General features: G+C 38.4%; 10 protein-coding genes. 8 read left to right on the top strand and 2 right to left on the bottom strand.

The window, feature by feature from the left end:
- The 3 genes from TR08_RS01150 to TR08_RS01140 all read left to right on the top strand — a co-directional run bounded on the left by TR08_RS01150 (position 1) and on the right by TR08_RS01140 (position 1,545).
- A complete protein-coding gene (locus tag TR08_RS01150) occupies positions 1-453 on the top strand; it encodes a RicAFT regulatory complex protein RicA family protein (RefSeq protein WP_045515115.1) in 453 nt (150 codons plus the stop codon).
- A gap of 225 nt (positions 454-678) precedes the next feature.
- On the top strand, positions 679-1,224 hold the full coding sequence (locus TR08_RS01145) for an outer spore coat protein CotE (protein ID WP_045515113.1): 546 nt from the start codon (positions 679-681) through the stop codon (positions 1,222-1,224).
- Positions 1,225-1,344: 120 nt separating this feature from the next.
- Positions 1,345-1,545, top strand: a complete 201-nt coding sequence (locus TR08_RS01140; protein WP_045515111.1) for a hypothetical protein — start codon at positions 1,345-1,347, stop codon at positions 1,543-1,545.
- A 25-nt stretch (positions 1,546-1,570) separates the two neighbouring features.
- Here TR08_RS01140 and TR08_RS01135 read toward each other — a convergent pair whose 3' ends face one another.
- A complete protein-coding gene (locus TR08_RS01135) occupies positions 1,571-2,146 on the bottom strand; it encodes a GNAT family N-acetyltransferase (protein WP_045515109.1) in 576 nt (191 codons plus the stop codon).
- A 142-nt stretch (positions 2,147-2,288) separates the two neighbouring features.
- Between TR08_RS01135 and TR08_RS01130 the strand changes: the two genes are divergently transcribed.
- Positions 2,289-2,939 (top strand): serine/threonine protein kinase, encoded by a 651-nt coding sequence (locus TR08_RS01130; RefSeq protein WP_045515107.1) that lies wholly within the window; start codon positions 2,289-2,291, stop codon positions 2,937-2,939.
- A gap of 27 nt (positions 2,940-2,966) precedes the next feature.
- Here TR08_RS01130 and serC read toward each other — a convergent pair whose 3' ends face one another.
- On the bottom strand, positions 2,967-4,064 hold the full coding sequence (gene serC / locus TR08_RS01125; protein ID WP_045515105.1) for a 3-phosphoserine/phosphohydroxythreonine transaminase: 1,098 nt from the start codon (positions 4,062-4,064) through the stop codon (positions 2,967-2,969).
- A 316-nt stretch (positions 4,065-4,380) separates the two neighbouring features.
- On the opposite strand from serC, the gene TR08_RS01120 reads away from it, so the two are divergent.
- The 4 genes from TR08_RS01120 to TR08_RS01105 all read left to right on the top strand — a co-directional run bounded on the left by TR08_RS01120 (position 4,381) and on the right by TR08_RS01105 (position 12,461).
- Positions 4,381-4,839 (top strand): fumarylacetoacetate hydrolase family protein, encoded by a 459-nt coding sequence (locus TR08_RS01120; protein WP_081954311.1) that lies wholly within the window; start codon positions 4,381-4,383, stop codon positions 4,837-4,839.
- A gap of 787 nt (positions 4,840-5,626) precedes the next feature.
- Entirely contained in the window at positions 5,627-6,385 is a 759-nt protein-coding gene (locus TR08_RS01115) for a CAP domain-containing protein (RefSeq protein ID WP_045515510.1), read from the top strand.
- A gap of 2,302 nt (positions 6,386-8,687) precedes the next feature.
- Positions 8,688-9,779, top strand: a complete 1,092-nt coding sequence (locus tag TR08_RS30135) for a HupE/UreJ family protein (RefSeq protein ID WP_052427318.1) — start codon at positions 8,688-8,690, stop codon at positions 9,777-9,779.
- A 117-nt stretch (positions 9,780-9,896) separates the two neighbouring features.
- Complete coding sequence (locus tag TR08_RS01105) at positions 9,897-12,461, top strand: outer membrane protein assembly factor BamB family protein (RefSeq protein WP_045515101.1); 2,565 nt, start codon at positions 9,897-9,899, stop codon at positions 12,459-12,461.
- The last annotated feature ends 1,280 nt before the right edge of the window (positions 12,462-13,741 follow it).

The following is a 13,741-nucleotide window of genomic DNA, read 5'->3' as shown; positions in this document are numbered from 1 at the left end:
TTGGCAAAGTACACAAAAGACGATATTATCGCTCGCGCACAAGAATTAGCACGCATGATAGCAGATACAGAAGAAGTCGATTTCTTTAAACGTGCAGAAGCTCAAATTCACGTTAATCCAAAGGTTAGCACCTTAATTTCAGATATTAAAGGTTTGCAAAAGCAAGCCGTTAATTTACAGCATTACGGTAAACCGGAAGCATTGAAAAAAGTGGAAGATAAAATTGCTGCCATTGAACAGGAACTAGACGAAATCCCGGTAGTTCAAGAATTTAAGCACTCTCAAATAGAAGTAAATGAATTGCTGCAATTAATTGCAACTACAATCTCGAATAAGGTTACAGACGTTATTATTGAATCAACTGGCGGAGATGTATTAAAGGGTGAAACCGGTGCAAGTATAAATAATGGTGGGTCTTGCGGAAATCACGACGACCATGATCACGAGCATTAAGTAAACCAAACCAGGCTTTTTTAAAGCCTGGTTTTTTTGTATGTTTACCCCTTGTAGAAAAATCCTCTTTACTTAAAGTACATGCCTAAAAGGAACCTACATAAAACTTCCGCATAAAATGAACTATGACTAAACTTTTATCCAGTATTCGCAGAAATATATCGCACACTAGTCTATAAATTAGCATAGGATGAAATGAAAATGAATGAGGAGGGTTCGCGCGAAATGGGAGAATACAGAGAGATAATTACGAAGGCCGTAGTAGCGAAAGGGCGTAAATTCACCCAGTCCAATCATACGATTAGCCCGGCACATAGTCCAACAAGCATTCTTGGATGTTGGATTATCAACCATAAATACAACGCGAAAAAAGTCGGCAAAACTGTAGAGATACACGGCTCGTATGACATCAACGTTTGGTACTCATATAATGACAATACCAGAACAGAAGTTGTTACTGAATGTGTTAAATATACAGATGTCATTAAGTTAAAGTACCGTGATCATGATTGCTTGGATGACAATGAAATTTGTGCTCGCGTACTGCAGCAGCCTAATTGTTGTGAAGCAGTTATCTCGCCCAATGGTAATCGCATCATTGTCCATGTTGAAAGGGAATTCCTAGTGGAAGTAATTGGTGAAACAAAAGTTTGTGTTGCCGTTAATCCAAAGGGCTGCCATGATGATGACGATGATTGGGGAATGGATGTTGATGACGAAGAATTTGAGGAATTAAATCCTGATTTCTTACTTGGAGTCGAAGAAGAATAAACATACTAGGAAGTCTCTACTTCCTAGTTTTTCTTTTTTATCATTTAATAATAAAACTATAGATAGAATGTATGATAAAAAAGAAAAATCAGCAACATATTTTTAGGAGGTGTCACTGATATGGAGCCGAGACAACCTGGAAATAACAAACTGCCTGATTTCGACCAATTAAACGACAGGATCATTGCTGAGCAGCCATCGGAACCACGTTTGATTATTAAGACAAATCTTGATCCGCAGGATTCTACTGAAAATAACCCATATTATCAGGGGAAGGAAACCAATAATCCCCAAGCGTTTAGAGACTACTTTGAAGAATAAAAGCCAGGAATATATCCTGGCTTTTTTAATTTGCTTTAGCTCCAAAGGAATTAAGGGCGGTTGTCTTCCATTCATGTATTAATAGGGACAGCATATGGGTTGTATGAAATTGGTCGTTTTGATACAAATAATCACGTAGCACCCCTTCTTTACTAAATCCTAATTTTTCAAGAAGATTGATAGATGCTTGGTTTTCTAGGTAAACAACAGCTCCAATCCGGTTTAATTCCAACTCTAGAAAGCTATAACGCAAAACTTCTTTTATTGCTTCTGAAGTATAGCCCGTCCTCCAATAAAAGGGATGTATTTCATAGCCAATTTCAGCTTTTTTGTTTTTTAACTGTAACCCATTAAGCCCTAATGTCCCAATAAATTTGTTACTTTCTTTGAGAATGATTCCCCAGCGAATGGCGCGTTTTTCATAAAAGTTCTTTTGAAACATGTCAATTAATTTTTTTGCCTCTTCAATGGAAGTGAAACTGTCAGTCCCATAATGCCTGGTCACTTCATCTAATGATAAAATTTCAAACAGACTTTCTTCATGATTTTGTGTAATTTCAATAAGTTTTAATCGTTCGGTTTCTAAAGTGGGAAATAGCACTCTAACACCTCTTCATTAAATTTTAAATAAGGATACAATTTTTTTACAGAAATAAGAATTTTTTATCTAGTCTAAGTGTATATGAGATGTATACTAAAAATAAAGAATTATTTATTAATCCGTTTTGTCCTGAGGTGTGCAAATGAAAATTGAAAAATATACAAAATTAATTGGAAATGAATTACTACCCAATATCCAACTTTCAACGGAAGGTCCATTTGATCCAATCATTGTAAGGAATTTCTCGAATACTTGGAAAACAATAGGAAGTGGAAATTACGCGGGTGTCTTTTTACATCACTCAAATCCTAAATGGGTTGTAAAGGTATATGGAAGAAAACCTGAGGATTTAAAAAAGGAAGTAGAAGTATATAAAAAATTGGGCAATCATGATTCTTTTTCCTCATTAATTGACTATGGAGATAACTACTTGATTTTAAAAAGGATAGATGGAATGAATCTGTTCGACGCAGTTGTAAAAGGGGTCCCTATATCAGAGTCTGTTATACGAGATGTGGATAAGGGGATAGAATATGCTCGTTCTGTGGGCTTAAACCCGTTTGATGTACATGGGAAAAATGTCGTTATGAGTGATGGAAGAGGGTATATCGTCGATGTTTCTGATTTTTATAAGCAGGGAAAATGCCGGAAGTGGGATGATTTAAAGAAAGCCTATTATAAAATCTACCTTCCGTTTATTTACAAATATCAACTCCGAGTTCCGTTTTCTATTGTAAATTGTGTCAGAAAAGGGTATCGTTTATACCGAAAAATAAAAAAGGGAAATAAATAATAATATTTCCCTTTTAAATCTATTTGTTTATTGATTTACATTTTGAAATTGAACCATGAATTCACTAAAAGCCTTACATGTTTCATATGGGACAGCGTTGTAAGTAGACGCTCGGCATCCTCCCACAGAGCGGTGACCATTTACACCGATAAAACCTTCACTCTTTGCTTCAGCTAAGAATTTTTTCTCCAATTCTTCATCCTTCACGCGGAAAGTAATATTCATTAGCGATCGGCTTTCGGCTTCGGCATGACCAACATAAAATCCATTGCTTTGATCGATTGCGTCATAAATGAGTTTTGCTTTTTCCTCGTTCCTTTTGGTTAGTTCATTAATTCCGCCTGTTTCCTTAATCCAGTTCAAAACTTCGCCAAGCATATAAATTCCGAATGTAGGTGGTGTGTTATATAACGAGTTGTTTTTTGAATAGGTGCCATACTTTAACATGGTCGGAATGTTAGGATTAGCTTTTTCAATCAAATCCTTGCGAATGATTGCCACTGTAACACCAGAAGGACCAAGATTTTTTTGGGCACCAGCGTAAATTAAAGAAAATTTGCTGATATCAAAGGGCTTAGATAAGATATCACTGGACATATCTGCAATCAATGGTACATCACCTGTATCGGGGAAGTCCTTCCATTGTGTGCCGTAAATAGTATTATTCGATGTCAAATGTATATAGGCATCAGTGGGATTGTATTGCAATTCATCAAATTGAGGAATTCGCCGATATTGACTTTCCTTAGTGCTGACAACATGATACGGATCCCCGAATAATTTTGCCTCAGAAAATGCTTTTTCAGACCAAGAACCTGTCATAATATAACCTGCTTTTTCTCCAGGTTTCATAAAGTTCATCGGAACCATTGAAAACTGAAGACTTCCTCCTCCTTGTAGAAAAAGGACCTCATAATTTTCTGGAATAGATAACAATTCTTTTAGAAGGGCAATGGCATTATTATGTACTTCTTCATAGGCTGCACTACGGTGGCTAAGCTCCATGACTGACATACCAGTACCACGAAAATCAATAAGTTCCTGTTTTGCTTTTTCCAGAACAGCTAGCGGAAGGGCGGATGGACCTGCGTTAAAATTATATGCACGTTGTACTAGTGAATTCATTTTCTCACTCCCATTTTTTATTTATTTGAATATAACATATTTTCTTACATTTTAAATGTAAATATCTCAAAATAATTAAGTGAAGACGTTTACATTTTGTGAAACGGGAAAATAGTACTCTTAAGCGGGTTGATGATAGTAACATTACAGATTACAAGTACCTGTAGAACCAAAAAAGAGTTGCTATATAAATAATATTTAAGTAAGAAATTAGCTAAAAAACGTTGAAAATTCAGCGTTTTTTATTTGTTAAGAGGAATTGTGCGAGTGGTTGTTTGGAAAATGAAAAATATTGTGAATATATTAACGAGTGTATATGCCGATTGGTAAACCGGCAAAAAATGTTTCAGTTGAATCGGCATTAGATTATATTTTTGGATATGCCGTTGGCAATGATCTTTCCGTTCGTGAGCTTCAATTCCGTAGTCATCAATGGTTATATGGAAAAGCTATTGACGGATTTGCTCCGTTAGGACCTTATATCGTAACTGTAGATGAGGTACCTAATCCACAAAACTTGAACTTAAAGTGCTGGGTGAATGGTGAATTGCGCCAAAATTCAAACACTGAGGATATGATTTTCACTACTGCTAAGCTAATTAGTGATTTGTCCCAAATTATGACGCTTCTGCCCGGTGACGTTATTTATACTGGTACACCAGAGGGAGTTATTTTTGGGATGGAGGAAAAAAACTGGTTAAAACCAGGTGATGAGGTTGTTTGTGAGATTGATGGTCTTGGCTGTCTTTTGAATAAATTGCGAAAAGCAGACTAACTTAGAAATAGAACAAAGTGTACTCTTATAAAGGGTACATTTTTTTGGCTGAAAGTAATTTCTCTTTGATATAAGTGGCGATATTACAGCAGTAAAAATATTGAACAATATGGAACATCATATTTCCGATTTAGGCGCCTAGGTCCTACTGAAAGCACAACTTGGAGCAATTGCTACCTTCAAATATATCCTGATTATTCAATATAATAATCCCTCCTCAACTTGGCTCTAGCTTTAAAGTGGAATGAAGATGGGACTCCGAATTTTGGATAACCAATTTGTTTTCCCTAATATATATGTTGTACTTTTGAAAAATAAAAAACCTTTTGGTATTAATTTACTAATTGTTTTTTTTTTGTAGAATTATACGTTTTTTTCCATCAATATTTTTTGAAAAACAACCAAAAATAAGAAGGCAAAAAAATATTTTTGCAAGGGGGTAATTAATTTGATAAAAAAGCCATTAGGTTTACTACTATCAGGGGTCTTAACAATTGGTCTAGCTGCGTGTAATAACAATGGAAATGATGCAGCCGACGAAGTCCGTACTGGTATGGTCAATAGAGACAACAATACCACTTTAAACGTTGGTAATGGAAGAGATGATGGTATTGACCATAACGGGATGTTAACGGAAGATTATACAAATAACGATAATAATGATAGCGATATTGATCGAGGAAGGCTTGAAACAAATAACGTTCGTTACAATAATACAAACCGGTTGAATAATGGACGAAATACAACTCTTAACCGGTTAAATGTAAATTATAATCGTGATTATGATATGAACAGGGATGTTAATAGATATAACAACGTTGACATCTCTGCTGATCGAACGTCATTGAATAGTGATCAATATCCGCATACAAAAGCGATCTTGATTCAACATGCTCAGTATAGGTATATCCCATTTGGTTCTGTCCAATTTGGTGGTCAACAAGGAAAGACTCCAAATCAGCAACTAGTGCCAATAACGCCGGCACCACCAGGAGCACCGGCACCAACAGCACCAACACCAGGAGCACCGGCACCAACAGCACCAACACCAGTAGCGCCGGTACCAGCACCTAAACCAGTAACACCAGCACCAGCGCCTGCTGCGCCAGCACCAAAACCAGCAGCGCCAGCGCCAAAACCAGCAGCACCAGCACCAGCAACTGGAGACGTTAGTGCATATGTTCAACAGGTTATCGATTTAACGAATGCACAACGTAGTAAAAATGGCCTTCCAGCATTAAAAGCAGATTCACAATTAAATGGAGTGGCACAAAAGAAATCAGTGGACATGCAGCAAAACAATTATTTTTCACATACAAGTCCAACATATGGCTCACCATTTGACATGATGAGGGACTTTGGAGTGACTTATAAATCTGCAGGCGAAAATATTGCCCAAGGACAACGGACTCCACAAGAAGTCGTAAATGCATGGATGAACAGTGAAGGGCATAGGAAAAACATCTTAAGCAGCAGCTTTACTCATATCGGAGTAGGATACGAAAAGACTGGAAACCACTGGACACAAATGTTTATTGGTAAATAATAAAGAACAAAAGAAAGGAATCTGTAATGGATTCCTTTCTCCTTTGTATTATTAGAGTTGTTATTCTTATTATTATTTGGAATTTAGCTAGGAGAATGAGAAAGCTGTGAAAGGCGGAATATAGTAAAGAAAAGAACGCATGACAGTTCAAACCATTCAGCAAAGCCTCCAAGGACATGAATTAGCAATGCTGAGATGTTAGGAAGTCATAGCACAGTGTAATCAACTGGAGCAAGAACTTTCAGGTCAAATAGGGTTCAGTTGGTTTCCAACCACAAACGTATGTGAATCCTAACTTCTAGTCTCAGCATTATCAGAATTACCATAATCAGACATTTCGTAAATAGCTAAAAAAGTAAAAAGCATGCTCAAGCGTGCTTTTTACTTTAAGAGATCGTTCCAAAGAGGATTTATGCGGTCTTTTTTTTATTAATAAAGTGTCATAACTCAAAAATAAGGGAAACTTGGTAAAGTGTTTTAGGCTTGGGAAGCAGGTAAGGACAAGAAGAACCTTACCTCTTGTCCGCAAGTTTGTCCGCATTGTTTTTAGATACTATTTAAAAGGATTTATTAAATTTATTTGGAAACCCATGTTTTATTGACTTTTTTCTCAATATTTATTTCTATTTATATCAAAGTAGAATGGGCGGCATGATGTAAACATCTGCAATAACATCTGTATCTCTTAGGGTTCATTTCCATTGACTGTATTGCTCTCTTATAGTAAATTTAAAGGTCATTGAGGTCATTATGACCTATGTGACCTCAAAAATAAATAAAACACATGTGTCCTATTATTAAATAAGTCTCCTTACTGGCAGTATGACTGTGCAAATAAAATACGCCTGTCCACTTAATATTTTTTCCTTGAAACTTCCCCCAAAACCTCCCCCAACAAATTGGGGGATAATACATTATTCTACATAGCAGACAAAAATAAAAAACCCTAGAACATGCGTTATTTCAACGTTTCTAGGGTTTTTATGAGTGCTCTTTACAGAGCAGAACCACTAACGAGAGTAATGCTCAATGTTTGTAAAAACGAGTTCACTTCGACATTTGTTCAATATCCCAAGTCATAAGGCTTCTTTTAAGGATTTCTCAAGTTTTGATTGATATACTTCCTAATTTCTTCCTTATTCACGTAAACACTTATTGTGAAATTGGCACATTCCTCACCTGTTATTTCTTTTGACCGCTGATTATCACGTTATCTTTTAGTTGTATTTCAGGTCATATAGGTCCTTGTTGACTTACATGACCTAAAAGATATCAATAATAGAGCAGATTTTTTTCTTCATGACTCTAGATTACTTTTAATTTTTGCCGAAAGAGGTCCAAAAGATATTGCGGACATGATTTTCTGATCTTTCTATGTCAATCATCTGCAGCTCAGTAATTGGCTGCAAATGCAAGCTCGATATTTTTAACGCGAAAATAATAACACTATAGAGTGAGAAGTGTCCTGCCGGGGACGGTGATAAACTTCAAAACTGCTTGAGACTTGCATGCCTGGTCTGGTGGGTTCGATTCCCACGCAGTCCCGCCAACGTAAACAAAAAGCTAGTAACCGCAAGGGTTCACGTTGTGTTAACGTTGTTTTAATTCGTTAATTTTAACGGTAACACCCCGATATATTTTGCTTAATTTTAGCGAATACGTGGGTAGCAGTTACGGGGAAACCGTAAAGGGGAAATTGTGTCTGAATTTTACGGGCAATTATGTATCAGCTAACGGCGTCATTCTCATAACGTTTATAAGCATCAACGGAATGGAGTATTTTCTTCTATTGAGACCACGGGTTTACCAGGCAAGTACAAAGTGAAGGTTATCTATAAGTCCGACAGATTCCAGTTAAAATTCACAAGTAACTAACACCGAAATGCATCTCAGAAAGATCTCCTTCCTTTAACAGGGAGAAGTTAATCCGCAACAATCCTTTCATTAATGGTTGTGTTTTGAGACATTAATATTATTACAAGCTGGTACAATCTGCTGCCAGCTTGTTTTCATTTCGGCAGAAGCCTACGTACTTCCAAAGGAAGTATCCAATTTTTACAAGGTCGATTTTTAATAAAAATTTTACAAGCGTTAAACAATCATTTAACAATCTATATTTAAACTATTTGAGTAGCCTGTTATCTAAGCTGTAAACATAGTACCGTAAATCGAAGCAGTAGTAATCGAAAAAAAGTAACGAAAGGGAACAACTGAGGAAAAAATACTATTTCTGCAGTTAAAATTATAAAAAAATAATAGTTGCTACTAGTATCTGAATATCAACTAAAAAAGGAGAAACAATATGAGGTCATCCGTAACAACCTGGTTTGCTGCAATCTTTTTCATCATATTTAGCATAAGCCAGATTCCAAGTTCCGTTCATGCCCATACAGATAACAGTGAGGGTAGGTCAAACATAACGGCAGAGGCCGGAGTCCTTCACTATGAACTAACAGTAGACATTTTTGAATTGGGGAGGGTAGTAGAACTGGGTAATCTTCCGGAAATGAAGGAGGATGAGCTGTCGGATGCCCTAAGCAGGAACAAAATGTTAATCGAAGACTATTTGTCTCAGAATCTTGAGGTTTTTGCAGACGGAGTCAAAACATACGGGAAAATTTCTGATATTGGCCTTAAACAAGAAGGAGAGTTGAGCTACGCAAGGATTGGAATCGACTTTCCTGTCCAGGATGTGTCCAAGAAAACAGTTGAAATTCATTACAATATATTCTTCGATGACAATGACCGCTTGCACCGAAACATTGCTCATTATGAGCTCGGAACTGAAACGGGCGAATTTATTTTAACAGCTAAGGAAAGAACATTCGAATTGGGTAACGGGACTCTTTGGGGACAAGTAATAAGCTTTGTACAGCTGGGCTTCCACCATATCCTTATCGGCTTAGACCATATCTTGTTTGTGATTGCTTTGCTGTTATGTTCCAAAACGTTAAAAGATGTAATGAAAGTGGTTACCGTCTTTACCTTGTCGCACAGTGTTAGTCTTGGACTTAGTGCCTTGAATTTGGTTTCGGTCTCGCCTGACGTCGTGGAGCCTTTGATTGCTCTCAGTATTGTGTTCGTAGCCTTTGAATATCTATTTTTCCCTTCCGGTCGTTACAGGCTGTGGATCGTATTTGGCTTCGGACTCATTCATGGTTTGGGATTTTCGGGAGCACTGGAAATAACGGGAGATCTATCACTTCGAACTCTGTTATCGATCCTCTTTTTTAACTTGGGAGTAGAGGGTGGACAAGCAATGATTCTTCTAATCATATTCCCTATCATTCTGCTGGTTCGCAGAAACAGGCGGGGTAGCATGATACAGGGTACGGCGTCGGTCGCAATCAGTTTAATTGGCTTTGTTTGGTACGTACAGCGTTTCTTTGGATGAGAACTCCGTGGACGAATTACTGAAAGGGGGAATGCCTAAAGGACAAACAGATTATTAGAGAGACCACCATACATAGATGTAACTTAGGAGAGAAAACAGGTAAAGGAGAAATGAAAAATGGAACAGAAGCTTTCGAAATTAAGAAAGAAAATGCAGCCTTTCGTCGCTGTTGGCATGGCTGGATTGGCTTTATCCGTATTCATGAAGCCAGTTCTCGCAGATAATGGATTTGCCAACGTTACAGGAACGGTGTATGTGGACAAAAACGGCAATGGAGTTCAGGATCCAGGGGAAAAAGGGCTTCCAAATGTTAGTGTTTCTGACGGGTCTCAAATAACCAGGACAGATGAAAACGGAGATTATTCTTTGGACATCAATCCTGAAAGAAGGTTGTCCGATATCGTTTTCATCACCGTCCCAAGCGGGTACAAGGTTCCAACGGACGCAAACATGACCCCGATGTTTTACAGGCACATGAAAGACCTGAAAGCCGATGAAAAAAAGGTTCAGGATTTCAACTTGATCGCTTCCTCGGAAACGAGCAAAGAGAAATTTACCTTTGCAAACTTAGCGGATGTCCATGTTAAAGACAGCAGTGTCAACAATCGCGAAAAATTTATGAATGAAGTTACGCAACTGAACAAACTGAAAGGTTCCGCTGATTTCGTGCTGGTTAACGGTGACTTGACTTACTATGCAACCGATGAAGAATTTAAGGACTACACCGCTGCTACGGCCACTTCAAAATTGCCGTTTTATCCAGCGCCAGGGAACCATGACATCACGTCAGGCCCGGACTACAAATCACGCGTTGAACGGTATCGTCAATACTTAGGACCTGAGTGGTATTCCTTTGATTATGGTAACAAGCATTTTATCATTCTGGAAAACCATCTGGGCTTCACCCAGCCCGAACAGCTGGAATGGCTAAAGCAGGATCTGGAGATGAATGCCAAAAATAAACAAGTGGTAGCGGTAGCGCATATCCAACTAAATGCGCCTGATACTCCGATTAATGGAACGAAGGATTTCCTGGATGTTCTGGCCAAGTACAACACGAAGCTGTTATTGAGCGGACATACTCATATCAACGACGTGTCCGGGGAAGTAATCCCTGGTGCCAAACATATCGTCACCAGCTCCACCAATTCCAACACAAACGATTTTACACCATCGGGTTATCGTCTTATCCATATGAAGGAAGACAAAATCGATACGCAATTTAAAATGTTCGGGATTGAAGACAACCTGACAATTATTCATCCAGCTCCAGGAAGCGAGATTCCGATGAGTAAGACAAAAGTACAGTTCAATATTTTCAATTCAACAAGTACGGTCGAAAAAGCGGAATTCCGAATTGATAACGGTCCATGGAAAAAGGCGAAGCAAAGCAGCGAATTCACTTGGTCCTCCAATTGGGATGCCGCCAAAGAACAACCGGGTCAGCATCAAATGGAAGTTCGTGCCACAGACTCAAATGGTCATATATGGGAACAGAAGTCAACATTCCAGATTTCCGGGCAATACACGCCTGTGATCCCAAAGGGCGGTACTGATTGGTCCACGTTTAAAGGGAACGCAAAACATACTGGTGAGTCACCAGATGAACTTTCGCCAAATTTAAATCTGGCATGGAGCTTTCAAACGCAAGGTTCGATTGTTACCTCATCTCCGTCTATCGTGGGTGATTCCGTATATATAGGAACAAGGGATGAGAACGATGTGGAAGAGAACAGCATTTTGGCCATTGATCTGGCTACCGGTTCTAAACGTTGGCAGTTCAAGACAAATGCACAGGTTCAGGCTTCCCCTGCTGTCTCAAATGGGGTTGTCTATGCTTCATCCGTAAGGGGAAACATCTATGCTGTAAATGATAATACCGGAACACTATTATGGGAGAAAAAGATCGGAATAGAACAGGACGGCATTCAGCGCGGCCGCATGTACTCTTCCCCAACGTTTGCTGAAGGTATCGTATACCAAGGATATAGCACCCGGAAAGGCAGTTTCATGATTGCCCTGAATGGGGAAACAGGGGAAACGTTATGGGAAAAGCCGCTGGAAAACGACCATTTCATTGCCGCTACGCCGGTTGTGGATAACGGGATCCTCTATACGATTGCAGGCAGCAGTTATCTTTATGCCATGGATGCGAAAACAGGAAACCTCGTCTGGAAAAAGCGTCCGAGCTTGTCCAGTTGGTCTCACTCGGTGGCAGCATTGGACAACGGTAATATATATGTAGGGTTCAGAACAGGGATCTTGGCTTCCGTAAAGGCAATCGATGGTACTACAAATTGGACATACCAGAGCCCTGATTCACTTGAAGGCGTCGGAAAATATATGCCGCGCCAGGTGACCCCTTCTTCACCAGCCGTTTCAAAAGGGGTTGTGTATATGGGATTCCCTGATGGCCAAGTCGCTGCATTCGATGCCAATACGGGCGAAAAGAAGTGGAAATTTGAAACTCAAGGTGGAATCGTTTCTTCTGCTGCAGTAAGCGGGAATTCGGTCTATATTGGTTCCAATGACGGTTTCCTTTATGGTTTGAATCGGCATACCGGAGAAGCAACATGGAAATTTAAGATCGGCGCACCCGTGGCTTCCTCTCCGGCCATTTCCGGTAATACGCTCGTAGTGGGAGCTTTTGATGGAAATTTATATGCTTTTACTTCAAAATAAAAAAGATAATGAAATACATTAATCCCAGTAATAAGTGATAACTGGACTAAACATCACATGGAATGGTGAAGATGAAATTTCTCATGGAAAACTCTTATTAACAAGAGTTTTCTTTTTTTGCAAAAAAATGATCTTGTTGGTGTCGGTTCTGCTCCATATACAATTCCAAATGGAACGATTATCCCTGCTTAATGATACTTTGTCTGGGAAACAAGTAACTACTATAAAAACACAGGAGTTGGCGTAACCTTAAAAGCTCCAAATGGAACCATCTTCGATCAGTATCATTACACCTCATCCAGTGCTGATAAATCCTGGGCACGCACGCCAACGGAGGGAGCTGGTCTCCTAAAAATTGATGGGACTTCAATTGTGCACTTTTTGAGCAGTAATCTATATAGAAAAAGGTACCCACCCCATCCTAATGAAATATTATTCTTGGGTGTACTTGTCCTTGGCCGGCTTTGTATTATGATTTACAAATAAAAATATTTATTGTGAATCAAATGTAAATAGATGGGGTTTATAGGGTAATGATCAAGTTCTTACTGAGTTAGAAGCTCTTTTCGTACCTTATCCTGCTTGAGTTTACCTAAATAATGCAATCACCTAGGTAGGTTTTAGAGGCACTTCCGCGCTATCGACAGTGTCGTATAATCTACAAGGTTGGCTCTGGATTTGTTTTGATTACCTCATTCCTTGGCCGGTCTTGATTATTAAGATTGGATTCCTGACTTGACGCATATTAGAAGGTTTTGGTAAATGTTTTCGAGGGTAAAGTTATCAATTATTTAATACGAAAAGAAATCTTTTCGAGCCTACCCGGGGTCCTGGCTAGTGGTAAAAACCACTTCAATAAATTCTACATAATATAGTTTTCGATTAAATGTGGAGGTGCTTTGGTGCCATGCTTGATGCCCAAATTTTTAAAATTACAAATCACAAGAAAACATTATGAAGCAAGAAACCTTGATTTATCAGTATTTCAGGATACATAAAGGTACTAGAAAAACAGATGCCAGCAAACTTCAAAACTGCTTGTTATTAAATATAAGTACGGTGAACAAGGCTACATCATTAATAATAAAAATTAATGTCTACAATCAGCAGTCCAGACATGTGGAATGTTGTTCACTAAAGGTATTAAAGTAAAGAAACTAAATGTGGCAGTGTGTAAAAAAGTCTTTCAGATTTTCTGGAGGGCACTGAAAAACTTACGTTTTTAGAAATGTAAGCATGGTCTAGACAAAAAAACGGCAATTTCTTGTTCGATTTTGAAC

Origin of the sequence: Neobacillus niacini (assembly GCF_000759675.1) — a bacterium.
GTDB classification, from domain to species: Bacteria; Bacillota; Bacilli; order Bacillales; family Cytobacillaceae; genus Neobacillus; species Neobacillus niacini_A.
The sequence above is the reverse complement of the archived record's forward strand: the minus strand, read 5'-3'. Positions and strand labels throughout refer to the sequence as shown.